Below are 25,990 nucleotides of genomic sequence, written 5' to 3'. Positions count from 1 at the left end.
CATTTTTATTTAGACAATTGAATAATTCTTTGTTCCCTGGTTGCCCATTTGAGTGGAGCGGGCAAAAGCGGTAGTGCCTGTTCTAGCTAATTCCTTAATTCCGTACGGCTTGACTAATTCGATAAAAGCTTCTATTTTATTTGATTCACCGGTTATTTGAATCACAAGACTTTCTTTGCCAATATCAATAACCGAAGCTCTAAAAGGCTCAATGAGTGAGTAAATCTCACTTCTCGATTGGGGAGTGGCTGTTACTTTTACTAACGCAAGCTCCCTGGCTACAACGGATTGATCTGTTATGTCCTGTACCTTTATGACATCAATCTGTTTATTTAATTGTTTGGTAATTTGTTCTGCAATTTGCACGGATTCGACGTTTACAACACAAGTTATTCGCGCTCTCTCCTCCATTTCGGATTGCCCTACCGTAATACTTTCAATGTTATAATTTCGTTTCGTAAATAAATTGGTAATCCGGTTAAGGACACCCGGTCTGTTTAGAACGGTTAAAGTGATGATCCTTTTCAATTTTTCTTCACCCCTACCATTTCATTAATTCCCTTTCCAGGTGCAACCATTGGGTATACATTTTCTTTAGGTTCTACAAAAATATTAATTAGTACTGGACTATCTTTACTAAATTCTTCGTTAAATACCCTTTCAGCTTCTTCCTCCGTCCGGATATCGAATCCCTTTATTCCATAAGCTTCAGCCAGCTTGCTGAAGGAGGGCTGGGAACGAAATACACTTTCTGAGTATCGGGATTCATAAAAGATTTCCTGCCATTGGCGTACCATTCCAAGAGAACCATTATTGATAATGATAATTTTTACCGGCAAGTTCAGTTCTGCGATAACAGCAAGTTCCTGAATGGACATTTGGATACCCCCATCACCATTTACGGAGATAACCAAATCATCTGGTTCAGCAATTTGTGCTCCAATCGCAGCCGGTAATCCAAACCCCATCGTGCCAAGTCCTCCGGAGGTTACCCATGCATTCGGACGCTTAAAAGGATAATACTGGGCAGCCCACATTTGATGCTGACCAACATCGGTTGTCACGATGGCATCCCCATTACTCATTTCATAAATCATTTCCATAATTCTCTGTGGTTTCAGGTGCTGACCGTTCCCCTTGTCATAATAGAATGGTGCATCCTCCAGCCAATTCTGAATTTGCTTCCTCCAGCCCTCGTTATCTGGCTGTTTGCCATTCTGCTTGATTAAATGCTTCAGAGCATGCCTGGCATCTCCTACAACCGGGATAGCCGTCGGAACATTTTTACCGATTTCAGCAGGATCAATATCTATATGGGCAACCATTGCATGTGGAGCGAATTTTGATAGATTACCTGTTAAACGATCGTCAAACCTGGCACCAATATTGATTAATAGGTCACATTCAGACAGTGCCATATTGGCTGCGTATATTCCGTGCATCCCTCCCATTCCGATGTAAAGCGGATGACTCGGAGGAAAACTGCCAAGTCCCAATAATGTATTAACGACTGGGATTTGCTGTTGCTCAGCATATTCAAGTAAGTACTTTGAGGCTTTCGCATGAAGGATACCTGCACCAGCCAAGAAAACGGGTTTCTTAGAAGAACTGACTGCTTCTACGAGTCTTCTAATCTGCAAATAATTAGGTTCATACTTTGGCTGATATCCCGGCAAATGGATTGTTTCAGGTTCCTCTTCTATAGCTACTAGCTGAGCCATATCTTTCGGAATATCAATGAGGACTGGCCCTGGGCGTCCTGTTGAAGCAATATGAAAGGCCTCCTTCACGATTTTTGGAATATCTGCCGTATTTCGAATTTGATAATTATGCTTTGTGATCGGTGTTGTAACTCCTAAAATATCTGCCTCCTGAAAAGCATCTGTTCCGATTACTCCTGTACCAACCTGACCGGTAAAAACGACTAAAGGCAAGGAATCCATCATGGCATCAGCAAGACCTGTGACAATATTGGTTGCTCCGGGACCAGATGTAGCAATTACCACTCCTGGCTTTCCACTTATCCTTGCATATCCTTCAGCCGCATAGATTGCGCCTTGTTCATGTCTTGGCAATATATGCTTCAATCCCGATTTATAAAGTGCATCATAAATGGGTAGAACGGCACCTCCGGGGTATCCAAATAAAACCTCCACTCCTTGCTTTTTCAGGGAATTGACCAACATCTCGGCTCCGCTGATTTTTATTTCAGTTTGTAGGCTTTTCTTCTCAGCAAGAGCTGTTTTCTCCAACATGGAATCTACCTCCTGTTTAGTGATAGGCTTATTTGCCAGGTCTTTTTTAAAAATAAAAAAGCCTTTTCATCACATACGTTTCCCAATTGAAACGCAGGGATGAAAAGGCTTGTTGTCCTTTCCATGGTACCACCCTAATTCATAATTGATTTCATCAATCATGCACTCTTTACTTTTGATAACGGGTTGATCGGTCAAACCCGGTCTGTATTACTGGAGAGTTCATACAGACGCTCAAAGGGGAGTTCATACTTGGAAACAGTACCGATTCTCAGCACCATCGGCTCTCTGTAACTGTTCAGCCCACTTACTACTTATCCTTATCATCGCTTCTACTTATTAAATTCTTGTTATTAGTTCCACTATTATAAATCCAAATAATTACTAATTTGTTATCTCGTTGAAATTTATAATACGACCTTCCAGACACATAGTCAACTGATTTTTCTAAATTATTAGACTATTTAATTAATTCTGAATAATTGTATGCGCTTTCATTGTTTTTGCTAAGCGGTTTTCCTATTTTAAAATTTTTATCATCGCAATATCATTTGTAATTAAAAGAAATAAATGAAATTTCATCTCTATTTTTCACACAAAAAAAAGAGCCTATAAGCTCTGGAATTTATTGCGATGCTCTTCTTCTTGCTATGTATTTTACTAAAATAATAGATACAATAACTGATAAAAGTGTATACGGCAGGTATTTCTCAAACAGATCGGTAAAACGGAATGGTGCTTCATGGATAAACTCGGCTTTCTTCCATTGTTGGTTATCGATTTCAACAGCAATGCCCGAATCAGAGGATTTATTTTTTTATGTATAATACTTAGTGCCTACAGGGTAAATGTTAGAGCCGTTTCCTTTATAATGCCCGGTATTGTCATCTGCCCTGACTCCACCTTGCCTATGTATTTACCAATTTCCCGAGGATCTATTGCCTCATCTTCCTTTATTTCATATACCTTACCCTCCCAAACAACAAAGTATTTATTCCAACTTAATGCTTGGGCCAATGATAGATAGATGAATGAAAGGACAAATAGTATCAGGGTCGTCTTTTTTTCAAAGCAATCGAACTCCTTCATAAATACTATTTTAATAGTAGCATATAATTTCCATATTAATTACATATAATTCAATAAAAAATCCTGCGGATCAATTACCACAGGATTTCACATTATGAAGTCTGGATATTTTTATACTGGCTTTCATACATTTCACTGTATCGACCTTTATGACGTAATAATTCTTCATGCGTTCCACTCTCTTTGACTTGGCCGTCATCAATGACCATAATCTTATCTGCCTCGCGAATCGTACTGAGCCTGTGTGCAATCACAAAGCTGGTACGTCCTCTCATCACTTTACGCATAGCATTCTGTATGGCAAGCTCTGTTCTCGTATCTACACTGCTCGTTGCCTCATCCAGGATCAGGATTGCTGGATCCTTTAATATTGCCCGGGCAATAGCTAGCAGCTGCTTGTTCCCTTGGCTGAGATTCGAGCCATTTTCTAGAAGCATCGTATCGTAGCCATTTGGAAGTCTTGTAATAAAATAATGAGCATTTGCCGTTCTGGCAGCTTCAATCATTTCTTCATCTGTAGCATCCAACCGGCCATATTTTATATTCTCTTTAATGGTTCCCGTAAACAAATACGTGTCCTGCAGCACAATCCCAAACGTATCTCTTAAGCTCTCTCTTGTATAATCACGAATATCTACCCCATCGATTAAGATGCTCCCTTCAGATACCTCATAAAACCTGGTTAAGAGATTCGTAATGGTTGTCTTCCCTGCACCAGTTGGTCCCACTAGCGCATTGTGGCTGCCCGTTTTTGCTTCAAAACTGATATTTTTTAAGATGGGGTGATTTGCGTCATATCCAAATGAAACATTCTTAAACGTTACATTTCCTTCTGAATGCCGGAGTGGAACCGCATGCTCGCCATCTTTTGTCTCTTCATTCTCATCAATCACCTGGAATACTCGTTCAGCACCTGCAACTGCAGACTGAAATAGATTGAATATATTGGCCAAATCATTTAACGGTCTCGTAAACTGCCTTGAATAGCTGACAAAACTGGCGATCACCCCAATCGTTACAGCTTCATTTACAGCCAAGATACCGCCTACAATTGCAATCGCGGCCAGTCCAAGATTATTAATTGCATTCATTAATGGCATTAAATAACCTGACCAGATTTGTGCCTTCCTTCCTGATTCAAATAATTTACCATTGATTTCTTCAAACGTCTCGACCACTTGATTTTCTCTATTAAAGGCTTTAATAATAAGCGTTCCGGATATCGTTTCTTCTATATGTCCGTTCAATTTGCCTAAATGTTTTTGCTGTTCCCGAAATAAAACCCGTGTCCGTTTAGCAATCATTTTCGTCAGCAAATACATAAATGGTATCGTAATACATGCAGCAACCGTCAAAATGGGGCTCAATATTAGCATCATAATAAATGATCCCGTTATTGTGATGACTCCACCCATCAGCTGCGTAGTCGATTGAGAAATACTACTGCTGACATTATCGATATCATTGGTAACTCTGCTCATCATATCGCCATGAGCATGTGAATCAAAATAACCAATTGGTAATTTAAGCAGCTTATGAAATAGCTTGCTTCTTAAGGATTGAACAACCCGCTGAGAAACTCGGGCCATCATCCAGCCCTGGAGCAAACTGGATATTCCATCCGTCACATAAACCACAGCCAAAATAAGAATCATCATATGTAATAAGTTCAGGTCAACTGATTCCATTGCAATCGTATCGACTGTTCTTCCAATCCAATAGGGAACAAATAAGCTGATAGCTGAACTAATAACAACAAAGCCAAAAATAATCCACAGACTTCTCTTTTCAGACCCAAAAAATCCCCAAATCCGTTTAAGAGTTCCCGTAAAATCCTTAGGTTTTTCTACAGGAGCAAATCGGCCCGCACCATGGCCATGGCCTCTTCCCCCTGGTTTCGGCATTTGCGGCTGTGAGGGCTTGCTTCCATTCTCCGATTTATTTGCCATGGCTAACCATCTCCTCACCTATTTGCGAACGTATAATTTCCTGATAAACCGGATTATGAGTTTTTAACTCTTCATGATTTCCAATGCCTACTATTTTCCCATTATCCATAATGATAATTTTATCGGCATCCATAACAGAGGTTATTCTTTGGGCAATCAAAAAAATCATCGACCCTTTCGTTCTTTCCCCTAATGATTCCTTTAATTGCTTCTCCGTGACCGCATCAAGTGCGCTGGTTGAATCATCAAGAATTAAAACTGATGATTTTTTCAACAGGGCTCTGGCAATCGATAATCTTTGCTTTTGGCCACCGGAAAGATTAATTCCGCCCTGTCCAAGATGAGTATCATACCCATTGGGCAAAGCCTCTATGAATGTATGGGCACAGGCTGCCTTGGCTGCCTGTACCACCTCTTCCATACTGGCATTCCCATTTCCCCAAAGTATATTTTCTTTAATCGTTCCCGTAAATAATATAGATTTCTGAGGCACATATGCCACAGACTCTCTCAATAAAGCTGGGTCCATCATTTGAATGTTTACCCCATTCATATAAATGGCACCTTTAGAAGGTTCATACAATCTAGGAATCAAGTTAACCAGACTGCTCTTTCCTGATCCGGTTGAACCTATTATCCCAACTGTCTCTCCCATATTTACATGAAAGGTAGCATCTTTTACTACAAAGTCCTTCGTTCCAAAGTATGAAAAACCAACTTGATTAAAAAAGATACCTTCTTTATCAATAGCTTTTCCAGATGTATCAAGTGTTGAAGGAGGCTCCTCAGTATTAAATACTTCTCCAATCCTTCCGGCAGATACCCTTGCCCGAACAAAGAAATTAAATATCATTGAAATCATCGATAAAGATACTAAGATTTGAGTCATATAGTTCACATAGGCAACAATTTGTCCAACCTGCATCTGTCCATTATTTATATTCCAACCGCCCACTAAAAGGACGAGCACAATTCCAAAATTCACGGTTAGCATGATTCCAGGACTAAATACAGACATTACTCGCATAGCTTTAATAGAGGTTTCTGCCAAATCATCATTCCGTTCTTCAAAACGCTCCTTCTCAAACTTAGAACGATTGAATGCCCTGATCACCCGTATGCCGGATAAATATTCTCTCATTACCCCGTTCAAGCGATCTGTCACTTTTTGAACGCGGATAAAGAAAGGAAAGCTAAGTTTCAGATTCAGCATAATGATACCCGCTACAATCGGAATAATAATTAATAGAATCCATGATATAGAAGCATTTAAACGGACTGCCATGATAATGCTCCCTATACAAATCAATGGAGCCTTCACCATAATTCTCATCAAGCCGTTCACAAATACTTGCACCTGCGTTACGTCATTTGTAAGCCTTGTAACTAGAGTCGCTGCTTCAAAACGGTTCATTTGCACGAGTTTTAAAGACTGTATCTTTTTATATAAATCAGAGCGAAGTTCGGCTCCCATTTTTTGCGAAATATTACTAGAGATTATATTCCTGCTTATCGCACCCAACGCACCTACTGCCGTAACAACTAACATCACTCCGCCCATTTCCAATACAAAAGAAAGGTCTTTATTTGCTACACCTTTATCAATCATCGTTGCTAATATCGTAGGCAGAAGCAAATCACAAATGGCTTCAACCATTAAAAATAGAATCGCAACCGTAAATAAAACTCCATATTTCTTTATATATTTTCGTAAATACCCCATACCTTCACCTTTTTTCGTTACCGACATATGACTACATCCTTATTTTGCTAAAACCTTTTCAATCATACAAGTAAAAAGCCCAATTTACCTTTCCTTTTAAAAACAGTTTAGGAGCTTTATATATAGATAGATAAAAAAACACACGGAATTTCCTAATCGGAAACCCGTGTGTATTCATATTTACATATTTGATTTTTTCAGATAGAGATATACAGGATAACCCAATGCGGTAATCGCTAATCCAATTAAAGAATATAAGGTATCGGTAAAAACCGTACATACCAATATATATACTCCACCAACGATTCCGACAAGCGGAACAAACGGATAGAAAGGAACTCGATAAGTCGGAACTAAGTCCTTACGCTTTTTACGAAGGATGAAAACCCCGTAAATGGCCATTACAAAGAAAATCCATGTGGCAAATAAGGCCAGAGTAGACAGTGTATTAAATGATCCAGATAAAATATAAATAATCGATAAGACCACTTCAAAAATAAAGACATTAATCGGTGTACTTGTACGGCTTTCAACACGTCCCATAACATGATGGAACGGGAAGATCTTGCTTTGTGCCATCGCAAATGGCACTCGGACACCTGTCATCAAATATCCGTTCAATGTACCAAATATAGAGATTAGAATCCCTATCGAGATAATCGCTGAGCCGCCGCTTCCAAAAAGAATGAGAGCAGCATCCGTTGCTACTTTTTCTGTCGAAACAATCTCCTGAACAGACATAACAGAGAAAAAGGCTACGTTTATTAGGACATAAGCTGCAATAATAATTGTCATTCCAAATAAAATAGAGCGTGGTAAGTCGCGCTGAGGATTTTTCATTTCTCCAGCCATATTTCCAACACTCACCCAGCCTTCATAGGCAAACAAAGTTCCTAGGATTGCAGCACCAAAGCTAGTTAGGGTAAAGCTATGAACAGATTCTCCCGAGAATAGCGATGCTGTTTCTTTCCCCATTCCATGAATAATTCCAAACACGATAATGGCAATAATTGGAATCATTTTAGCTATCGTAGAAATGAACTGAATCCTGCCTCCAAGTTTAGTTGAGATGATATTTAGTGCGGCCACAAATACTAAAATACCAATCGCTAATAATTTTTGCTGGAGGTCTGTCATAGGCATAAAATATGTTGCTTGTGTGGCAAAAACGATGGATAGCGCCGCCAGAATGCCTGGTATATAGATTAACGCTTGTACCCATCCAAATAGGAAAGCAAATTTTTCTCCATAAAGCTCCTTCAAATAAGCGAATACCCCACCTGTCTCCGGTATAGCTGAGCCAATCTCAGCCAACGTCAGAGCAGCTGCAAGAGTAATTAATCCCCCAAGTAACCAAGCTATAATAGCCGCAACTGGAGAACCGGCGCTTTCCAATACTGGAGTAGCTTTAAAAAATATACCTGATCCAATTACAACCCCAACTACAATGGTTAAGGCTTCTTTCAAACCAATCTCTTTCTTTAAAACAGCTCCCGCTGCATAGATGTTCTTCTTTTGATGTTTTGACATGGCTTAATTAATCCTCTCAAAATAAGTTCCTTATTTCACATATTAAAAATGTTATCCGAAAGAGAGAAGTTATTCAAGACAATTATTGATTTATTAATCATATTAGTATAGCAAAAATTGAATTTATTAATTGATACACTCCTAAATTATCCTATTTTATTTAATAATTACTTCACTAATTATTTGCTCACAATATTTTATAGGAGTATGGTATGTTCTAGTTTCTAATATCTCTTGATGACGAACTAGCTTCCTTTCCAAAACCTAGTCTTGAAACCGTTATTTTTTATGGATATACATAAACATTTGAGTTTTATATTTTAACCTCTTATATAAAAGTTTAGAATTTGTTCTGAATCTTCACATAGTTAAATTTTACCACTAATCAAAAAACATTTATAATTAAAATTGAATCATATAAGGAGGTTGGAACTATGACGAAACAAGTATATGTCATTACAGGCGGATCTGGCGGAATGGGGAAAGCAACTGCTGAATTAGTCGGCAAGAAGGGGACTGTCCTTTTAGCAGACGTTTCGCATGAACGCTTACTTCAAACAAAAGAGGAATTGGCTGGAAAAGGGGTTACAGATGTCCACATTCAAGTCGTTGATATTACATCTAAGGAAAACGTTGCAGACCTAGCTGATAAGGCTGCTGAGCTGGGTACATTAAAAGGATTAGTTCATACAGCAGGCCTTTCTCCTACTATGGCGGATTCAAAACGGATTACAGAAGTTAACCTGGTTGGGACAGGCATTATTCTAGAAGCTTTCCTTCCACTTGCTACAGAAGGAACAGCGGTCGTTTGCATCTCTTCCATGAGCGGTTATATGGCTCCCCGTCAAGGCCCTTATATGGAAGCACTAAAACAGCCGTTAGCTGAAAATGCCGTGGAAACAATGGAGCAATTTGCCCAAGGGAATCCTGGGGCTGCCTACAGTTTATCTAAATTAGGCGTACAATTAATTGTTGAGGACCAGGCATGGACATGGGGAGAAAAAGGCGCACGTATAAATTCTCTCTCTCCTGGAACAATCAACACACCAATGGGACGTCAGGAAGCCTCAAAGCAAGCAGAAATGAAGAAGATGCTTGAAATTACACCTTTACGTCGTGAAGGGGAATCAAAAGAGATTGCAACAGCTGTAGAATTTTTATTAAGCGATGCGGCTTCTTATATCACAGGTATCGACTTACGTGTAGATGGCGGTACTGTAGCAAATCTAGCAAAACATAAATAATCAATCCTACAGTAATAGTAAATACTCTATTGCACTCTGAACATTAGGTTTCAAGCTTAACTTTCAGGGTGCTTTGTATGAATGCCTTCCACTACGTCTTCTCCATATCGCCGCTCTATTAATCTGACAATTTATCCTTCTTAAACCTATACATCATCCAATATCCAATATCCAATATCTGCGAAGCCAATTCGTTTATATATAGCGCCAGCATTTGGATTATCATAAAACAAGCATATTTCCTTTCCCTCACTAAGAAGCTGCTTGCATAACTTGACCATACATTTCGTAGCATAGCCTTTTTTCTTATAATCTCCTAAAGTAGCGACAGCGACTACCATAGCTGAGCAGGAATTTTCCGCTGTAGTCGAAGCGGATGAAACAACTTTCCCATTATCGGTAATATAAGCACAACGCGAAAAACCATCCTTTAAACTTTTACGTTTTTCTTCTACCGACGTACATGAATTTTTAAATTCCGGGATATTTTGCAGCAATTTAACAATTCGTTCTGCATCATCAGGTGCAGCATACTGTACTTCTGTCGTATCTACATAGCCAGCCTCAGCGTTTAAAACTTGGCATTTCGCATAAAATGTTTGCCTTTTATTTAAAAGTCTCTGCTGTAAATAGGGTTCAATATTCTCAGTGACTTCCTTTAGACCGGACATCATGGAAAATTCAGGATCATTCAGCATATGGGATATAGTTTTCTTTGTATTTTAAAAGAACGGCAATCAGATTCCCATTTGTATCAAACTCTCCCCAAACCTTTTGGAAATCTTCCTCATATCCATACGCTTCAATATCCCCAATTAAAAATAAGTTTTCAGAAGGCTTCGTATGAATAAAAGACACACAAACATCATGATCTTTTTCGCTTAAACGCTTAATCATTCTCCCTCACTCCCATACAAAAAAATATTGAATGCTTTAATATACAATTTAGCCCATCCACCGACAAAGAACGCGTAAAACTATGTTTTTGAATATTTTAACATAATTATTCTATGTATATTTACGGTTGCTTAATAAAATCCTTACTGCCACATTTCCTTCTTCATGTTATCACTTTTCAACTGAGCTCGACGGAACAAATAGGATTGCAACGACACAATTCATTAATAAAAAATCGCATCCTCACGGTTAAATATGTACCGTCGGATGCGATGTTTTTTCATTATTGACCTTCAACCACTTCTTTTAGTATTTCGTAGGACCGCTTTTGTTTATCTTGATCATAGATATAGGAAACAGCCATAATTTCATCAGCATTATATTTTTCCTGGAAGCTGATTAGCTGCTCGCGTATGGATTGTTTTGAGCCAAGCAACGTGACACTGGACATGGATTTTGCCATTTGTTTTTCAGGTCCATTCCATAATTCATCCATGTTTTTGATTGGAGGGCTTAACAAATTTTTTGTCCCACGAACAACGTTTAGGAAAAATTGTTGCATGGTTGTAGATTCTATCTCAGCCTCTTCATCACTTTCCGCTGCAATAACATTCAAGCAGACCATCATATAAGGAGCACTTAGATATTCAGACGGCTTGAATTGATTACGGTAAATTGAGATGGCTTCTTCCAAATAAGTTGGAGCAAAATGGGCTGCAAATACATAAGGCAGACCCAATTTAGCAGCAAGAACAGCTGATTCCGTAGAGGATCCCAAAATATAAATTGGTATATTGGTGTCGACACCCGGGTACGACCTTACATAACCCTGATTCTCTTCCGGTCCCAAATAGGTTAACAAGGATTGCACATCTGAAGGAAATGTATAAACGGAATCCTTCTGTGAACGTCTTAATGCACTCGCCGTCATCATATCTGTTCCAGGCGCTCTTCCCAAGCCCAAATTAAGGCGATTTGGATAGATAGTTGCCATCGTTCCAAACTGCTCCGCCACAACTAATGGGGAATGATTAGGCAGCATAATGCCACCGGATCCGACCTCTATTTTATCTGTATGCTCCAAAATATGTTTAATTAAAATAGAAGTGGCTGAGCTAACCATTGTAGGTGTATTGTGATGCTCGGCAACCCAATATCGCTTATATCCCATCTTCTCTGTAGCCTGTGCAAGCTCAACCATTGAATCAATTGCTCCCTTTGCATCTTGGCCTTTGCGAATAGGGGCTAAATTTAGTACAGAAACAGGAACATTTATATTAATACTTTTATTTGTCATATAGTTTGGATCCTTCCATCATAAAGTTTCCATTTAATAGTAACAAGTAAGTGACAATAAACAAACATTCTTGCTTGATCAATCCTTTTTCTAAGCTTCGCACCTGGGTATTAATAGTTGTTTTTCCTATCAATAATGGATATACTAAGCGGACAAGTAAATCGTTAAAGGAGTAATCAAATGGCGAAAATTGAAGTGGGAGAAATCCTTGTATTAGAAGGCGAAAATGGACAGGAAGAAGAAATTGAAGTACTAGGTACATTGGATGTAGACGGAGCAGAATACGCTGTTACCGCACTCGTGGAAGAAATCAAACTCGAAACAGAAGAAGATATGGAAATATTCTTTTTCCGTGTTGACGAAGACGGTGAACTTCACGAAATTGAAAGCGACGAAGAATTCCAAAAGGTCGCAAGTGTACTTGAAGAGAATATGAAACACTCTCATTAATTTACAGGTAATAGGTTGTCCCAAATGCATTAATAGCATAAGGGACAACCTTTTTTGTGAATTCAGTCAAGATCTACTATAGACCTAGGTGTTGACTGTGAATATCCATAAATCCACAGCCATTCAAAGCCCATTCCGTTTTCATCCTTCAATTTCCCACGTACAGAAAATCTCTTAGTTATTTTTTCTTTAATAACAGTATTTCTCCTCTATGCTTGTATGCCACATTTAAATTGTAAAAAAAGTCAAAATGATTGTATAGTTAAATAGATAAAGATTGTATCTACCGCTCTCATTATGACATTTAATAAATGTTTTTATCTAAAGAAACCTACTCTGACTACGTTTTATCAACCAAAGAAAACTCCTCTTCCAGATTCAAAGAATCTTGCACACATAATTATTCCTAATACATTTTGAGCCATTTGCTTCAGAATACGAAACCTCTAATCATCATAAAATTATTTTTGTATTAAAAGACTGATTTGAATGGAGGATCATATGAAGGATACGATGAAGAAACGGATTGGTGTTATTCTATCAGCTGCGCTTCTTTTCTTACCATTCAGCCTGCCTACAAAAACCTCAGCCGGCAAGCTGAAACCACCTGATGAAACCTTTACGCCAGGCCAATGGTTCCTGGGTGAACGGCCGCCGAATTTAAATCCAGCTAAACCTCCGATTGTTTTTGTCCAAGGGAAAAATGGCAGTTCAACCAGTTGGTACGGTGAAACAGAATATCATGGCGTGAATGATATGTATACAAAGGCGTATGAAGCCGGATATCAAACCGCCTTTGTCCAGCTTTATGATGCAGCCGGAAACGGGTCGGAAAATCAGTATACGAACGGAGAATTACTTGCATCGATGCTAGCCGATATCTCCCGACACTTCAATGGCCAGAAAGTCAACATCATCGCTCACAGCAAAGGAGGACCAGATACTCAAGCAGCCCTAGTACACTATGGAGCCCACCCCTATGTCGGCAAGGTTATTACACTAGGTTCACCACATCGTGGTTCAGAGCTGGCAGACCTGGCATATAGCTGGTATGCTGGGTGGCTCGGAGATTTGCTTGGCCAAAACGATGCTGGTACCTATTCTTTGCAGCTTGGGGAAATGGCGAGATTCCGCTCTGTAACGGATGGGCATACGAATAGAAACAAGAATAAGTACTATACCGTGGCAGGAACGGATCATGGACCTGCTTTCTCCGCTCTATCCTTGGGAGGCGCCTATTTATCTTCATACGGGGCTAATGATGGATTGGTCACTGAAACAAGCTCCAAACTATCCTATGGTACACATCTGTTTACAGACAGCTCAATTGACCATGATAATATTCGGATGGGCTCCAAGGTGTTTTCGCGGATTGAGCCTTATATGCGCACTGCCACAGTTACACAAATTAAATCAACAGCCGATCCCGAGCAAAATGAATCGGCCATTCAAAATACATCTTCTCATTATATTCATGGGGATGCCTTAGCCCAAAATCAACTTGTAAAAAAAGAGATCTATATTCCGGAAAAAACCACCGGTACAATCTCGATCTATACGGCCCACTCATCAATAGGTGTCGAATTGATTTCACCAGATGGTACCATCATCCCCGCCTCTAAGCCGACTGTCGATCAGATACTTTTTTCCGGTGCCAGCTTATATACCTTTTATAACAAAGAATTCACTCCTGGTACATGGACGGTACAAATAAAGGCAACGGAAGCTGATGATGCCTATCTATTAGCCTCTACCTTTAACGAAAAGGAAATATATAAACTGGAGATGGCCGGAACAGGCAAAGCAGAGCTGACGGACTTCACCATCCGTGCCCCTAAGCATTCCGGAACAGCTAGCTTCTCAATTAAATTAATCGACAAAGACGGTATCGAATTGACACAAACCGTCCTCCCTAAGACAACCAACGGAATAGATTTCTCTGCCAAACTGCCAAAAGTGCCGAAGCCAGGTGTCTATAATATGACAGTCGATATCAAGACCAAGCATCCTAACGGAAAAGAATCTGTTCGCACGTTGGTGAGATCTGTTTATATTGATTAATGTGTATATACACCCCTCTTATGTTTCTTTAATAAGAGAGGTGTTTCTTTTTTGCTTATTCAGATTATAAAGTGGTCATAATATATTTTTAAGCTCTCGCTCCATCCAATAATCTTACACTTTGATACAGGTATACTTTCATTTCAGCAGGGAATTCTATTTCAAATCACCTCTATAAAAGGAGCACGGATTATGAACCTGCAGAGCGGCAAATATTATTGGCAAACAACTTATCCTAATCCTCCTGTATATCCATCGTTGGAGGAAGATATACTTTGTGATGTTCTTATTGTTGGGGGAGGAAGTTCAGGGGCACAGTGCGCATACCTTTTAAGCGACAAAGGACTTAAGGTGGCTGTAGTTGATAAACGAAGGATTGGTACCGGCAGCACAATGACCAACACCGCCCTCCTTCAATATTTAGGAGATAAGATGTTGTTTGAGTTGATCAATTCCTTTGGGGAAGAATCAGCCATTTACCATACAAAATTATGCGAGCAAGCCATTTCTGAAATTGAAGAAACATCGAAAAAACTAAATTTAGATTCCGAGTTTACACGAAGGGATAGCCTCTATTATGCCAGTGATCCCCAAGGAGAGATGAAGTTACAAAGGGAATACGATTATTTGATCAAGCACGACTTCCCTGTCGATCTGCTTAACGAAAGCCAAATTAAAGAGCGTTACCCATTTTCTAAGCAATCAGCCTTGTATATCCATAATGATGGGGAAATCAATCCATTTAAATATAATCATGGCCTGATTCAAGCAGCCCATCAAAAGGGTGTACAAATATTTGAGGATACAAAAATAACCGGTAAAAAATTCAATAAGGAGTATGCTACATTTTTTACAGACCGCAATCATTCCATCACAGCAAGAAAAGTCATCATTGCTGCTGGATATGAAGGGCTCGAATTTAAAAAAGATAAGGATTGTCTTCTGACAAGTTCATATGCTGTTATCACCAAACCGGTTGAAAATCTTCAGCAATCTGAATGGTATAAGCAAACATTAATTTGGGAAACAGCACGCCCATATATCTATATGCGCACAACTGCAGATAATCGGATTATCATTGGAGGACTTGACGAAAACACAATCTATCCTGAGGATCGTGATTCAAAAATTAATCATAAAAAGACGAAGCTTATTGAAGAATTTAATAAGCTCTTTCCCGGTATAAAAGCTGAACCCGAATTTTATCTTGGAGCCTTCTATGGCGGGACACACGATGGACTTCCTCTTATCGGTCAATATGACGAATTTCCACACTGCCATTTTCAATTTGCCTATGGAGATAACGGACTTGTCTATAGCACTGTCTTGTCTAAAATCATCACGGATATCATCACAAAAGGTTCTCATCCAGCCTTTAACTTATATAGTCAGAAACGGAGGGAAAGGTAATCCAAATAGGTTATTTGTATAATTTCAATATTAAATGTAAAAAAAGGCAAAACCAACTTTAAAAGGTTTTGCCTCTTTCTTTAATTAACGGACTTGGAAGAGAATTTGTCTATACCATAGATTTAATCATTCTAGCTTCATACTTATTAGATATAGAAAACAAAAAACCTCTTATGAAAATAAGAGGTTTTTTTACTAGCGTCCCAGGAGAGATTCGAACTCCCGACCGACGGCTTAGAAGGCCGTTGCTCTATCCAGCTGAGCTACTGGGACATGTTTTTATTTTTTTACGTTGTCCTTAACGACATTTATTATTATATAATCACTTTATTTATAAGTCAATAACTTTTTTGAAAAAGTTTTTTATCTTTTTAAAAGTGAAGGGAAGGGAAGGGAACTCACAAATCCTGATCTGTATATTCCCTTCACTTACTATACAACTTTTTTTTGATTTAGGAAAGTGTTGTTTTCAATTGCCAGCCTGGTAATTTTTCCCCAGACATTGTGTAAAAATCAACGATTGCATTCTGACCTTGTTTTTCGAGAATCACATAGGTTTTATACTGACTTCCTCTCGGTAGACGTATACTGCCGGGATTAATATACAGGCAGTTATCAATTTTTTCTGCACCTGCTATATGAGAGTGGCCAAAACAGATAACATTCGCACCAACCTCTCTCCCTTTCAAGCTAATATTCATCAACGTAGATTTGATATTGTATAAATGCCCATGTGTAACAAGTATTGACCAGTCTTCAAGATGTGCAATTAAATCCTCCGGAAAGTCCTCTCCGAAATCACAATTACCTCGTACAGTTTGATAATACTGAATTACTTGATCATCACGAGATAATTCTGAATCCCCGCAATGTATAAACAGATCGACCTCTTCTTTATGTCTTTCATGCAAAACGTCCAATTCTTCCAGTAAGCCATGGCTATCACTGACAATTAAACATTTCATAGGAATTCCACTACTTTTTCATTTAGTACTTTCTCTAATTCTTTTAAAGCATTCGCTCGATGGCTGATTCTGTTTTTCTCCTCTGCTTCAAGGTTCGCCATCGTTGTTTGTTTTTCCGGCACAAAGAAAATAGGATCATATCCGAAGCCATTCTCGCCATCCGGCGCGTCAGCAATGATTCCCTCACATGTTCCGGAAACTGTAATAGGGTCCATCTTCGGACCGACAAGTGCTATTGCACAATAAAAACGGGCAGTTCGTTTTTCTTTAGGTACACCCTCTAGCTCATTAAGAACCTTTTCATAATTAGCTCTATCATCTTTTCCTGGACCTGCATACCTTGCCGAAAAAATACCCGGACGTCCATCCAATGCATCAATGACCAAGCCAGAATCATCAGACAAAACAGGCATATTCATAAGCTCAGAAATAGTGTTAGCCTTCAAAAGAGCATTTTCTTCAAATGTGCTTCCTGTCTCTTCAACATCAATCGCATTCTCAATATCCAATAGGGTAATAACCTTAATCCCTTTTGGGGAAAATAATGCTTCAAATTCTTTTGCTTTACCTTTATTTTTGGTTGCAATTAAAACGGTATTCATATTCAACTTCTCCTCCCAAGAGAAAAATCGTATAAATTGGTACGCTTTACTGAATTTTAGCTGCTATATCTCCCAATGACTCTTGCTGTACAGTAAATAATTGCTGTAAACCTTCACTTGCAAGGTCAAGTAATTCATTCAATTGATGTCTGGAGAAAGTCGCTTCTTCTCCGGTTCCCTGAAGCTCCACAAATTCCTCTGCGCCTGTCATAATGACATTCATATCCACTAAAGCCTTAGAGTCTTCATGATAATTCAAATCAAGAACCGCTCCAAGCTCCTCAATCATCCCGACTGATGTGGCAGCTAAATAGTTTTTAATCGGATAAGAGCTAATTTTCCCTGCCTCCTGAAGCTTATCGAGCGCAATCGCCATTGCAACGAATGCACCTGTAATCGAAGCTGTTCTTGTTCCTCCATCTGCCTGAATCACATCACAATCAATCCAGATTGTTTTTTCTCCAAGCGCTTCCAAATCGACTACCGCACGTAAAGCGCGCCCAATCAAACGCTGGATCTCCATCGTACGTCCAGTAACTTTCCCTTTAGTTGATTCGCGCATCGTCCTTTGCTCTGTTGCACGAGGCAGCATTGAATACTCTGCCGTAATCCATCCTTTTCCTTCTCCGCGCATAAATGGCGGAACACGGTCATCTACACTGGCTGTACAAATCACCTTTGTATCACCGACACTGATTAACACCGAGCCTTCCGGGTGTTTAATATAATTTGTTTCTATATGTACGGGTCTTAATTCATTCTTCTTTCGACCATCAAATCTCATAGGTACCTCCTAAATGTATACATCATGCTTAGTTTAGCATACCCTAAATCAATAAAAAAGCACCCTGTCCAAACAATATTGCCATTTATGTCCAAATTAAAAACAGGCAAGCTCCTAAACGGAACTTGCCCATCTTTTTCACTATTAGTATTTACCTGTATTGACGGTTTCAGGTCGTGTTACCGGTTCCGATAGCTTCTTGCCATCTTCCTTCAGAAGCTCACCCTCTCCATTTACCTGAATCGCCACTTTCTTTATATCTTTTTGCTCAGTAAGAGAAAGCACCAGTTCATTTAATAAATGGCCGGATACTATTTTCTCCTCCCCATCAAAGCTTGAATAAATAGATTCATTAAAATTAAGTGTAACCACGCCATCCTCTATTTTAGGTTCCTCGACTAATGCAACATCAGGTCTGAACTCCGTAACAAGCGGAGAGGAATAACCCGGACCTTTAATCAGGCTGCTGACTACGGCTTCTACATGATCATTTTCCTGATTACTGATTCTTTTTGTCACTGGTACATAATAATAGTTATCTGTTTCACCGGACATATAATAAACCGTAACAGGACGTGTATTCATAATATCGGTCGTGTCTGTATGATCGTTATTAATTCCCATTAATCTTGATGTTCCGTTTTGTATTGCTGTTTTATTAACGGGCATCTCCTTTAATGCTTGCCCTTCGATTTGCAATTTTACTTTCTCCACTTTATCAAATTGCGTTAAAGTCCAAGTCACTGACTCCAGAATTTTCGTTTCATCCTCTTTTTTATATTCCTTAAACTCTTTAGAAAAATCTACGGTGGCTACTCCATCCTTAATGTCTACACTTTTAACAGCAGTATCTGACGGCAAAACAGCTTTGAATCCATTCGGAAGCATTTGTGATACCGGGCCGTTCGTCACTAAATATTCCACCGCCTGCTTAGCTACACTTTCTGTATTTGGCAATGGAATGGTTTGTGGCACAATATATCCATTTGCATCCATTAAATATAATTCCGTTTGAACCTTTAATGCCTCTTCATTCTTTCCTACCTCTTCGTTGGTGTTAACACCCTCCTGATTGACAACTTCTTCTTCACCCTCTGCCTGCTCCTTCAAATAAGTAACATCCTGTGGCGGATCAATTTCTTCTTTTTTTGGTAAATCGAACAAGCCGCAGCCTGACACTAAAACAGATGATATAAGTACCGAAGCAACCAATGTTGATTTCGTTCGTAAAGGCATACACCATTCCTCCTAAGACTGTTTGTACTACATATATACGGGGCTTGGCTCATTTTATACCTTTATAGGCAGAAAAAAATTATGGATTAAAAAAACCCTTGCACAATTTTAGCGAAGTATTTTCATACTTAAAATTGTGCAAGGGTTTTTATAAGTTGCTTTACTAGTCTCCATCTACCAACTGATTAAGCGTAGCATGTTCAACCGTTTCAACTGCTTCACCAAGCCAGGCGTAAGCAATAGATTTAAACATTCTTCTGGAGCCGGTAGTATAGAAATTGTAGGTTGGCTGAGGGGTTTCCTTATTTAGCATGCCAGCATGCTCCAATAGTACACTTGCCTCTCTGGCCGTTTCTTCCCCTGATGATATAACCGTCACATAGGATCCCATATAATTTGATATAGGTTCTGTTAGCAATGGGTAATGTGTACATCCCAAAATCAATGTATCCATGCTCCTATTTTTCAAGGGCTTTAATGTTTCAGCAACAATTTTTTTAGCAATTGCACTGTTCCATTCCCCGCTTTCTACCAGAGGGACAAATTTTGGGCATGCCAAACTTTCAATGTGTACCTTTGGATGAATGCTTAATAACGCCTTATTATATGCTTTACTGCGCACTGTTCCTTCCGTACCAATAATACCGATGTTTCTTGATTTTGATACATCAATCGCTGCCCTAGCTCCCGGCTGAATAACACCCAAAACCGGAATTGGCAGGCTTGCCCTCATTTCCTCAAGTACGGCAGCCGTCGCGGTATTACAAGCTATAATTAACATTTTAATATTCTTCTTCAAAAGGAAATGAGCCATTTCCCATGTAAACTTTCGAACTTCTTCCATTGGTCTGGGCCCATATGGACATCTGGCTGTATCACCAAGATATATTAAATTTTCATTTGGAAGCTGCCTGATAAATTCTTTAAAAACCGTTAATCCGCCAACTCCCGAATCGATAAGTCCTATTGGGTTTTCTCTATCCAAATCAGATCGCCTCTATCTATCTTTTGCTTGCAGCATTTTGCTCTATTATTTAAACCGGACTGTATATCACTTTATCATTAGTTTATTTCTTTTCCAATCCATCACTTGGGCATAAAAATAGAGTAGTGATTCAAACCACATACTTTACATTTTACAATGACGTGTATAGTGATTTGATATTCGCTACTCTTCCTAATTTATGGACTCATAAAGGAATTGTCAAGAACAATGATAAATAGATCATTTGCTAGGCGAGCTTCTAAAAAGATCATTGAATGATCTTATAATTCTAATTCACCCATTCGAAGTAGTTCTACGACCGCTTGGGAACGGCCCTTTACGCCCAATTTTTGCATCGCATTAGATATGTGATTTCTCACAGTTTTCTCACTAATAAAGAGGTCCTTAGCGATATCTTTTGTTGTTTTGTCCTGTACCAATAACTCAAATACTTCTCTTTCTCTTTTTGTGAGTAAAGGTTTATGAGTGAAATCGTTCTCCTTCAACTATTGTAACCCTCCTTGCTACCAGCCATAACCTTAGGATTGGGTATATATTTAGTCACGATAGTGTATGTGACTGGTCTATAAGGAGTGACTATATTTAGATAAGAATGAACGTGTTTTTATGATTGAGGTTGCTTCTTCAATCCGTCATTAAACAATTCCTTCATCTCTTTTGTCCAAGCTACCGGCTTACCGCTTAATCTGGAAATTTGGACAACTGTTCCTCGACCGGTGAAGCAGGGAACCCCATCCTCTCGTAGACCAAGATAATGGATATCAACCGATGAATTGCCTATTTTATTTGCCTTAACTTTAATATTGAGTTTCTCATCGAAAAAAACCTGGTGGAGAAAATCACATTGAAGATCAGCTACTACAGGAATCGTTTCATGTTTGGTATCCACCCAATCCTGCATCATGCCAAGACTTTTAAAATATTCAATCCGTGCCTGTTCAAAATACGTAAAAGGCACTGTATTGTTTAAATGCCCAAACATATCTGTCTCTGAAAATCTAACTTTAATAGAATAAGAAAAAGTAAATTCTTCTTTCCACTCTTCCATGTCTTTAATATATGCAATTTTACCCATTGGGAACACACCTCTCTATAAATATGAATGACTATTCATTCATTATACAGAAAAATCGACGAAATTGTAATTATTTTACTGGTGGATAGCATGTTTTTTGGACCATGTCCTTTGCTTAGATTACAAGTGAATAAAAATAAAACTTTATTGTATGATCACAAATGTGTAGTACTAACCTATTTATTTATATTTCTACAAACATAACACAATCGCTAAACGGAAAAGGCCGTCTGACTATTACAGACGGCCTTTCTTACTATATTACATTTATTCACATCCATCTAAGACTATCAAAATGAAAAGACTTAGATTTTGTCACTTCCAAAGAAATTTTTGAAAGCCTGGACATTCGTGTCCCGATTTAATGCAGCAATCGAGGTTGTCAAAGGAATACCTTTCGGACAAACTTGAACACAGTTTTGGGAGTTACCACAATCCTGAATTCCTCCGTCACCCATTAACGCATTCAGACGTTCTGCTTTTTGCATTTCACCTGTTGGATGAGCGTTAAATAGACGAACCTGTGACACAGGAGCAGGTCCGATAAAATTGGACTTATCATTTACATTCGGGCAGGCCTCCAGGCAAACACCGCAAGTCATACATTTAGATAATTCATATGCCCACTGGCGTTTTTTCTCAGCCATACGAGGTCCTGGACCTAAATCGTACGTACCATCGATAGGAATCCAGGCTTTAACTTTTTTAAGTGAATCGAACATTCTGCTACGGTCTACCTGAAGGTCACGGATAACCGGGAAAGTACGCATTGGTTCCAGCACGATTGGCTGTTCATATTGATCCACTAATGCCGTACAGGATTGACGTGGCTTTCCATTAATGACCATGGAACAGGCACCGCAAACTTCTTCCAGACAGTTCATATCCCACGTAACCGGGCTTGTTTTCTTGCCTTCCTTTGTAACCGGGTTACGACGTATTTCCATTAGTGCAGAGATGACATTCATATTTGGTCGATAGGACAACTCAAATTCTTCAAAATAAGGCTCAGAGTTCGGGTTATCCTGGCGTTGGATCTTAAACAGTACTTTACTTTCTGTAGCCATAATTAATTTGCCCCCTTGCTCTTAGAGTAGTCACGTTTACGCGGCTTAATAAGTGAGACATCAATCTCTTCATAATAAATATTTGGTGCAGATTTTCCATCAACAAAGTCAGCCATTGTCGTTTTCATGAACTCTTCATCATTTCGTTCTGGGAAATCCGGTTTGTAGTGAGCACCACGGCTTTCGTCACGCTGCAGGGCACCCAATGTGATAACGCGTGCCAGTTGAAGCATATTGTATAGCTGACGTGTGAATGATGCTCCCTGGTTGCTCCATTTTGCCGTATCGTTAATATTAATGTTTTCCCATCTTTCAAGCAGCTCCTGAATCTTTTCATCTGTTTTTTGAAGCTTATCATTATAACGAACTACTGTTACATTATCGGTCATCCATTCACCCAATTCTTTATGGATGGAATAAGCATTTTCTGTTCCATTCATGGACATAATGCGATTCCATTTTTCCATTTCAGCCTTCTCATGCTGTTCGTATAAAGAATCCGGTAGGGAATCAGCGTTTCTAGCAAGTCCATTTACATAGCGTACCGCATTTGGTCCTGCAACACTTCCTCCATAAATGGCGGATAGCAGGGAGTTCGCTCCTAAACGGTTAGCTCCATGCTGTGAAAAATCACATTCACCGGCAGCAAATAATCCAGGTATTTTAGTCATTTGGTCGTTATCAATCCATAGTCCACCCATGGAATAGTGAACAGCCGGGAAGATTTTCATAGGCAATTTGCGCGGATCTTCACCAGTGAATTTTTCATAGATTTCAATAATACCGCCCAATTTAATATCAAGCTCTTTAGGATCTTTATGAGAAAGATCCAAGTAGACCATGTTCTCACCGTTGATTCCCAGCTTTTGATTCACGCACACATCAAAAATTTCACGTGTTGCGATATCACGAGGAACTAGATTTCCATAAGCAGGGTATTTCTCTTCAAGGAAGTACCAAGGCTTTCCATCTTTATAAGTCCAAATACGTCCGCCTTCTCCACGCGCAGACTCACTCATTAATCGAAGTTTATCATCCCCAGGGATTGCCGTTGGATGTATTTGAATAAATTCACCATTTGCATAGGTAGCACCCTGCTGATATACAATCGCAGCTGCTGAACCAGTGTTAATGATGGAATTCGTAGATTTACCAAAAATAATTCCAGGTCCTCCGGTTGCCATAATAACTGCATCCGCACGGAAAGATTTAATTTCCATAGAGGTTAAATTTTGTGCTACAATTCCGCGGCATATCTGTTCATCATCCAGCACCGCTCCAAGGAATTCCCAACCCTCATATTTCTGAACAAGACCCGCCACTTCATAACGACGAACCTGTTCATCTAATGCATAGAGCAATTGCTGGCCAGTAGTTGCGCCTGCAAATGCTGTTCTATGATACTGTGTACCGCCGAAACGTCTGAAGTCGAGCAATCCCTCAGGCGTACGGTTAAACATAACGCCCATACGGTCAAACATATGAATGATCGAAGGAGCCGCATCACACATTGCTTTTACCTGCGGCTGGTTAGCCAGAAAGTCACCGCCATACACGGTATCATCAAAGTGCTCCCAAGGAGAATCACCTTCACCCTTTGTATTTACCGCTCCATTAATTCCCCCTTGGGCGCAAACAGAATGGGATCTTTTAACGGGTACGACTGAAAAAAGTTCTACTTTATGTCCTACTTCAGCGATTTTGATGGTAGCCATTAAACCAGCAAGACCGCCGCCGACTACGATTATATTACCTTTACTCATAAACCGACCCTCTCCTTATTAAACTAGCAGACTCACCTGCTAAGCTATTGCAATTGTTTAAGCCATGTTGATAAACGCCAGCAGCGTGCGAATGGATATAAAAGCTAAAAATACAAAAACTCCAAGAGTTATATATGTAAATATTCTTTGGGATTTTGGTGTTACGATAAGTCCCCATCTTAAAGCAAATGACCATAACCCGTTTGCAAAGTGAAATATTGCTGAAAGTACACCTACCATATAGAAAGCAATCATAAATGGATTAGAAAAAATTTCAACCATCATATCCGCATTTGCTGTATCACCCAATGCGACCTGCACCCTCGTTTGCCATACATGCCAAACGATAAAAACTACAGTCACGATACCTGTGATTCTTTGTAAAGCAAACATCCAGTTACGGAAATAGCTGTAACTTCCCACTGAATATTTCGCCGTAAATGCAATATGAAGACCTAATACAGCATGGAAAAGGATTGGCAAATAGATGACAACAATCTCCATTAAAAGCCTAAAAGGTAAATCATGCATAAATTCAGCTGCTTTGTTGAATGCTTCAGGCCCTCTTGTCGCAAAATAATTGACCATTAAATGCTCAATCAAAAAAAGCCCGATTGGTAATACCCCTAACAACGAATGTAACCTACGTAAATTAAACTCGCGACGACTCTCCATAGTTACCCTCCCTCTGAAAATGAAAAAATAAAAGTATAGCCTTGGATAAGGACTATGCCTTAAATAATTGCAAGCAGGTCTTCAACATAGCTGCAATCATCTAACCCACCACCCATCTAAGATGCCAAAAACATTTTTCTGCAAAATTAATAGATGAATAGTATAAAAACAAAAATAATTCCACATATTCTTACAATTATGTGACGGTTTTATTGTACTCCTTTCAACCAAAATGCGTCAAGAAAACGGATACAGAGATTTCCTATTTCTACCGATAATTTGTAAATAACTGATATTTTTCTATTTCTATATATTACCTGGAAAATACTTAATAGAAAATACAACTTTACCCTTGCATCCACTCCCATATATATAGCTATAATAATGTAAGGAAAGAGGGGAAACTATGACAAAAGAAGATAAGTTAGAGTCAGTAGAAATGGCACCTGTCACTGAAAATGAGCCGTTAATACCTGCATTTGGGTATGAAATAATAAGAGAATTCCTTTTGGAAGATTTATTGGGAAAGGAAGGCCCTCAAATCCTTTATTGGGCTGGAAAGCAACTCGGAAGAAGATTTCCATTATCTAGTACAGAAGAAACCATCACGTTTTTTCATGACGCCGGTTGGGGCGACCTTACGCTGGTAAAGGAAACAAAAGATGAATTAAAGTGGGAGCTTACAGGTGAATTAATTAACCGCAGATTTTCAATCAACGAAAATACCCATTTCCAATTAGAAGCAGGTTTTCTTGCCTACCAAACAGAACATCAGAGAAAAGTAGTTTCTGAAAGCTATGAAGAACAAAAAAAACGGGCAAATAAAGTATACTTCACGGTGAAAACCGACAATAAAGATACCATTTAATGTAAATTGATTAAAAAGGGTAATTCCATATATGAATTGCCCTT

At 39.1% G+C, this 25,990-nt stretch carries 23 protein-coding genes, 1 tRNA gene and 1 other annotated feature; of the genes, 5 read left to right on the top strand and 19 right to left on the bottom strand.

The window, feature by feature from the left end; translation table 11 throughout:
* Positions 1 to 9: 9 nt before the first annotated feature.
* The 5 genes from ilvN to FHY45_RS19765 form a co-directional block, all read right to left on the bottom strand.
* Positions 10 to 528 carry an acetolactate synthase small subunit gene (ilvN, locus tag FHY45_RS19785; RefSeq protein WP_066108669.1) on the bottom strand — a complete coding sequence of 173 codons (519 nt, stop codon included), beginning with the start codon at positions 526 to 528 and terminating at the stop codon, positions 10 to 12.
* A complete protein-coding gene (gene ilvB, locus FHY45_RS19780; protein WP_139892825.1) occupies positions 525 to 2,255 on the bottom strand; it encodes an acetolactate synthase large subunit in 1,731 nt (576 codons plus the stop codon). The genes ilvN and ilvB overlap by 4 nt, the downstream gene beginning before the upstream one ends.
* Before the next feature lie 92 nt (positions 2,256 to 2,347).
* Positions 2,348 to 2,591, bottom strand: a binding site (T-box leader).
* An 845-nt stretch (positions 2,592 to 3,436) separates the two neighbouring features.
* A complete protein-coding gene (locus FHY45_RS19775) occupies positions 3,437 to 5,293 on the bottom strand; it encodes an ABC transporter ATP-binding protein (protein ID WP_139892824.1) in 1,857 nt (618 codons plus the stop codon).
* Entirely contained in the window at positions 5,283 to 7,016 is a 1,734-nt protein-coding gene (locus FHY45_RS19770; protein WP_066109241.1) for an ABC transporter ATP-binding protein, read from the bottom strand. Before FHY45_RS19770 ends, FHY45_RS19775 begins: the two co-directional genes overlap by 11 nt.
* A gap of 180 nt (positions 7,017 to 7,196) precedes the next feature.
* Positions 7,197 to 8,546: an APC family permease gene (locus FHY45_RS19765; RefSeq protein WP_139892823.1), complete on the bottom strand. Its 1,350-nt coding sequence runs from the start codon at positions 8,544 to 8,546 to the stop codon at positions 7,197 to 7,199.
* Between the two features lie 434 nt (positions 8,547 to 8,980).
* Between FHY45_RS19765 and FHY45_RS19760 the strand changes: the two genes are divergently transcribed.
* The gene (locus tag FHY45_RS19760; protein WP_139892822.1) at positions 8,981 to 9,790 is read left to right on the top strand and encodes an SDR family oxidoreductase; all 810 of its coding nucleotides are present in this window, start codon (positions 8,981 to 8,983) and stop codon (positions 9,788 to 9,790) included.
* A 146-nt stretch (positions 9,791 to 9,936) separates the two neighbouring features.
* Here FHY45_RS19760 and FHY45_RS19755 read toward each other — a convergent pair whose 3' ends face one another.
* The 3 genes from FHY45_RS19755 to FHY45_RS19750 all read right to left on the bottom strand — a co-directional run bounded on the left by FHY45_RS19755 (position 9,937) and on the right by FHY45_RS19750 (position 11,984).
* Positions 9,937 to 10,488 (bottom strand): GNAT family N-acetyltransferase, encoded by a 552-nt coding sequence (locus FHY45_RS19755; protein WP_306821566.1) that lies wholly within the window; start codon positions 10,486 to 10,488, stop codon positions 9,937 to 9,939.
* Entirely contained in the window at positions 10,478 to 10,687 is a 210-nt protein-coding gene (locus FHY45_RS21160; protein WP_306821565.1) for a hypothetical protein, read from the bottom strand. The genes FHY45_RS19755 and FHY45_RS21160 overlap by 11 nt, the downstream gene beginning before the upstream one ends.
* Positions 10,688 to 10,970: 283 nt before the next feature.
* The gene (locus FHY45_RS19750; RefSeq protein WP_066108694.1) at positions 10,971 to 11,984 is read right to left on the bottom strand and encodes an LLM class flavin-dependent oxidoreductase; all 1,014 of its coding nucleotides are present in this window, start codon (positions 11,982 to 11,984) and stop codon (positions 10,971 to 10,973) included.
* A gap of 180 nt (positions 11,985 to 12,164) precedes the next feature.
* Here FHY45_RS19750 and FHY45_RS19745 point away from each other — a divergent pair, with 180 nt between their 5' ends.
* From FHY45_RS19745 to FHY45_RS19735, 3 genes are all read left to right on the top strand, one after another.
* Complete coding sequence (locus tag FHY45_RS19745; RefSeq protein ID WP_066108697.1) at positions 12,165 to 12,434, top strand: DUF1292 domain-containing protein; 270 nt, start codon at positions 12,165 to 12,167, stop codon at positions 12,432 to 12,434.
* Between the two features lie 501 nt (positions 12,435 to 12,935).
* The gene (locus FHY45_RS19740) at positions 12,936 to 14,495 is read left to right on the top strand and encodes an esterase/lipase family protein (protein ID WP_257469199.1); all 1,560 of its coding nucleotides are present in this window, start codon (positions 12,936 to 12,938) and stop codon (positions 14,493 to 14,495) included.
* 192 nt (positions 14,496 to 14,687) lie between these two features.
* Positions 14,688 to 15,905, top strand: coding sequence for an NAD(P)/FAD-dependent oxidoreductase (locus FHY45_RS19735; RefSeq protein ID WP_139892821.1), 1,218 nt, complete (start codon positions 14,688 to 14,690; stop codon positions 15,903 to 15,905).
* Between the two features lie 199 nt (positions 15,906 to 16,104).
* On the opposite strand, the gene FHY45_RS19730 is transcribed toward FHY45_RS19735, so the two are convergent.
* From FHY45_RS19730 to FHY45_RS19680, 11 genes are all read right to left on the bottom strand, one after another.
* A tRNA-Arg gene (locus tag FHY45_RS19730) sits at positions 16,105 to 16,178 on the bottom strand.
* A 179-nt stretch (positions 16,179 to 16,357) separates the two neighbouring features.
* The gene (locus FHY45_RS19725; protein WP_066108704.1) at positions 16,358 to 16,870 is read right to left on the bottom strand and encodes a metallophosphoesterase family protein; all 513 of its coding nucleotides are present in this window, start codon (positions 16,868 to 16,870) and stop codon (positions 16,358 to 16,360) included.
* The gene (locus FHY45_RS19720; protein WP_066108707.1) at positions 16,867 to 17,472 is read right to left on the bottom strand and encodes an XTP/dITP diphosphatase; all 606 of its coding nucleotides are present in this window, start codon (positions 17,470 to 17,472) and stop codon (positions 16,867 to 16,869) included. The genes FHY45_RS19725 and FHY45_RS19720 overlap by 4 nt, the downstream gene beginning before the upstream one ends.
* A 46-nt stretch (positions 17,473 to 17,518) precedes the next feature.
* Positions 17,519 to 18,256 (bottom strand): ribonuclease PH, encoded by a 738-nt coding sequence (rph, locus tag FHY45_RS19715; RefSeq protein WP_139892820.1) that lies wholly within the window; start codon positions 18,254 to 18,256, stop codon positions 17,519 to 17,521.
* Positions 18,257 to 18,400: 144 nt separating this feature from the next.
* Positions 18,401 to 19,492: a GerMN domain-containing protein gene (locus tag FHY45_RS19710; protein ID WP_139892819.1), complete on the bottom strand. Its 1,092-nt coding sequence runs from the start codon at positions 19,490 to 19,492 to the stop codon at positions 18,401 to 18,403.
* Between the two features lie 163 nt (positions 19,493 to 19,655).
* Positions 19,656 to 20,477, bottom strand: a complete 822-nt coding sequence (gene racE, locus FHY45_RS19705; protein WP_066108716.1) for a glutamate racemase — start codon at positions 20,475 to 20,477, stop codon at positions 19,656 to 19,658.
* A 281-nt stretch (positions 20,478 to 20,758) separates the two neighbouring features.
* A complete protein-coding gene (locus FHY45_RS19700) occupies positions 20,759 to 20,983 on the bottom strand; it encodes a helix-turn-helix domain-containing protein (protein ID WP_066108719.1) in 225 nt (74 codons plus the stop codon).
* A gap of 119 nt (positions 20,984 to 21,102) precedes the next feature.
* Positions 21,103 to 21,573, bottom strand: coding sequence for an acyl-CoA thioesterase (locus FHY45_RS19695; protein ID WP_139892818.1), 471 nt, complete (start codon positions 21,571 to 21,573; stop codon positions 21,103 to 21,105).
* A 305-nt stretch (positions 21,574 to 21,878) separates the two neighbouring features.
* Positions 21,879 to 22,640 (bottom strand): succinate dehydrogenase iron-sulfur subunit, encoded by a 762-nt coding sequence (gene sdhB, locus FHY45_RS19690; RefSeq protein ID WP_066108725.1) that lies wholly within the window; start codon positions 22,638 to 22,640, stop codon positions 21,879 to 21,881.
* Positions 22,641 to 22,642: 2 nt separating this feature from the next.
* Positions 22,643 to 24,403, bottom strand: a complete 1,761-nt coding sequence (sdhA, locus tag FHY45_RS19685; RefSeq protein ID WP_066108728.1) for a succinate dehydrogenase flavoprotein subunit — start codon at positions 24,401 to 24,403, stop codon at positions 22,643 to 22,645.
* A gap of 57 nt (positions 24,404 to 24,460) precedes the next feature.
* Complete coding sequence (locus tag FHY45_RS19680; RefSeq protein WP_066108731.1) at positions 24,461 to 25,078, bottom strand: succinate dehydrogenase cytochrome b558 subunit; 618 nt, start codon at positions 25,076 to 25,078, stop codon at positions 24,461 to 24,463.
* Positions 25,079 to 25,484: 406 nt separating this feature from the next.
* Between FHY45_RS19680 and FHY45_RS19675 the strand changes: the two genes are divergently transcribed.
* A complete protein-coding gene (locus FHY45_RS19675) occupies positions 25,485 to 25,946 on the top strand; it encodes a YslB family protein (protein ID WP_066108735.1) in 462 nt (153 codons plus the stop codon).
* Positions 25,947 to 25,990 lie beyond the last annotated feature (44 nt).

The sequence above is a fragment of the Bacillus sp. D386 genome (assembly GCF_006346415.1).
The sequence above is the reverse complement of the archived record's forward strand: the minus strand, read 5'-3'. Positions and strand labels throughout refer to the sequence as shown.

What these genes read in the sequence shown, in the direction of transcription:
- FHY45_RS19720 (WP_066108707.1), bottom strand. Translation starts at nt 17,472, where the DNA reads ATGAATACCGTTTTAATTGCAACCAAAAATAAAGGTAAAGCAAAAGAA.
- FHY45_RS19760 (WP_139892822.1), top strand. Translation starts at nt 8,981, where the DNA reads ATGACGAAACAAGTATATGTCATTACAGGCGGATCTGGCGGAATGGGG.
- FHY45_RS19710 (WP_139892819.1), bottom strand. Translation starts at nt 19,492, where the DNA reads ATGCCTTTACGAACGAAATCAACATTGGTTGCTTCGGTACTTATATCA.
- FHY45_RS19680 (WP_066108731.1), bottom strand. Translation starts at nt 25,078, where the DNA reads ATGGAGAGTCGTCGCGAGTTTAATTTACGTAGGTTACATTCGTTGTTA.
- FHY45_RS19770 (WP_066109241.1), bottom strand. Translation starts at nt 7,016, where the DNA reads ATGGGGTATTTACGAAAATATATAAAGAAATATGGAGTTTTATTTACG.
- FHY45_RS19765 (WP_139892823.1), bottom strand. Translation starts at nt 8,546, where the DNA reads ATGTCAAAACATCAAAAGAAGAACATCTATGCAGCGGGAGCTGTTTTA.
- FHY45_RS19675 (WP_066108735.1), top strand. Translation starts at nt 25,485, where the DNA reads ATGACAAAAGAAGATAAGTTAGAGTCAGTAGAAATGGCACCTGTCACT.
- FHY45_RS19745 (WP_066108697.1), top strand. Translation starts at nt 12,165, where the DNA reads ATGGCGAAAATTGAAGTGGGAGAAATCCTTGTATTAGAAGGCGAAAAT.
- FHY45_RS19775 (WP_139892824.1), bottom strand. Translation starts at nt 5,293, where the DNA reads ATGGCAAATAAATCGGAGAATGGAAGCAAGCCCTCACAGCCGCAAATG.
- FHY45_RS19740 (WP_257469199.1), top strand. Translation starts at nt 12,936, where the DNA reads ATGAAGGATACGATGAAGAAACGGATTGGTGTTATTCTATCAGCTGCG.
- sdhB (WP_066108725.1), bottom strand. Translation starts at nt 22,640, where the DNA reads ATGGCTACAGAAAGTAAAGTACTGTTTAAGATCCAACGCCAGGATAAC.
- FHY45_RS19755 (WP_306821566.1), bottom strand. Translation starts at nt 10,488, where the DNA reads ATGCTGAATGATCCTGAATTTTCCATGATGTCCGGTCTAAAGGAAGTC.
- sdhA (WP_066108728.1), bottom strand. Translation starts at nt 24,403, where the DNA reads ATGAGTAAAGGTAATATAATCGTAGTCGGCGGCGGTCTTGCTGGTTTA.
- ilvB (WP_139892825.1), bottom strand. Translation starts at nt 2,255, where the DNA reads ATGTTGGAGAAAACAGCTCTTGCTGAGAAGAAAAGCCTACAAACTGAA.
- rph (WP_139892820.1), bottom strand. Translation starts at nt 18,256, where the DNA reads ATGAGATTTGATGGTCGAAAGAAGAATGAATTAAGACCCGTACATATA.
- FHY45_RS19735 (WP_139892821.1), top strand. Translation starts at nt 14,688, where the DNA reads ATGAACCTGCAGAGCGGCAAATATTATTGGCAAACAACTTATCCTAAT.
- FHY45_RS19695 (WP_139892818.1), bottom strand. Translation starts at nt 21,573, where the DNA reads ATGGGTAAAATTGCATATATTAAAGACATGGAAGAGTGGAAAGAAGAA.
- FHY45_RS19750 (WP_066108694.1), bottom strand. Translation starts at nt 11,984, where the DNA reads ATGACAAATAAAAGTATTAATATAAATGTTCCTGTTTCTGTACTAAAT.
- FHY45_RS19725 (WP_066108704.1), bottom strand. Translation starts at nt 16,870, where the DNA reads ATGAAATGTTTAATTGTCAGTGATAGCCATGGCTTACTGGAAGAATTG.
- FHY45_RS21160 (WP_306821565.1), bottom strand. Translation starts at nt 10,687, where the DNA reads ATGATTAAGCGTTTAAGCGAAAAAGATCATGATGTTTGTGTGTCTTTT.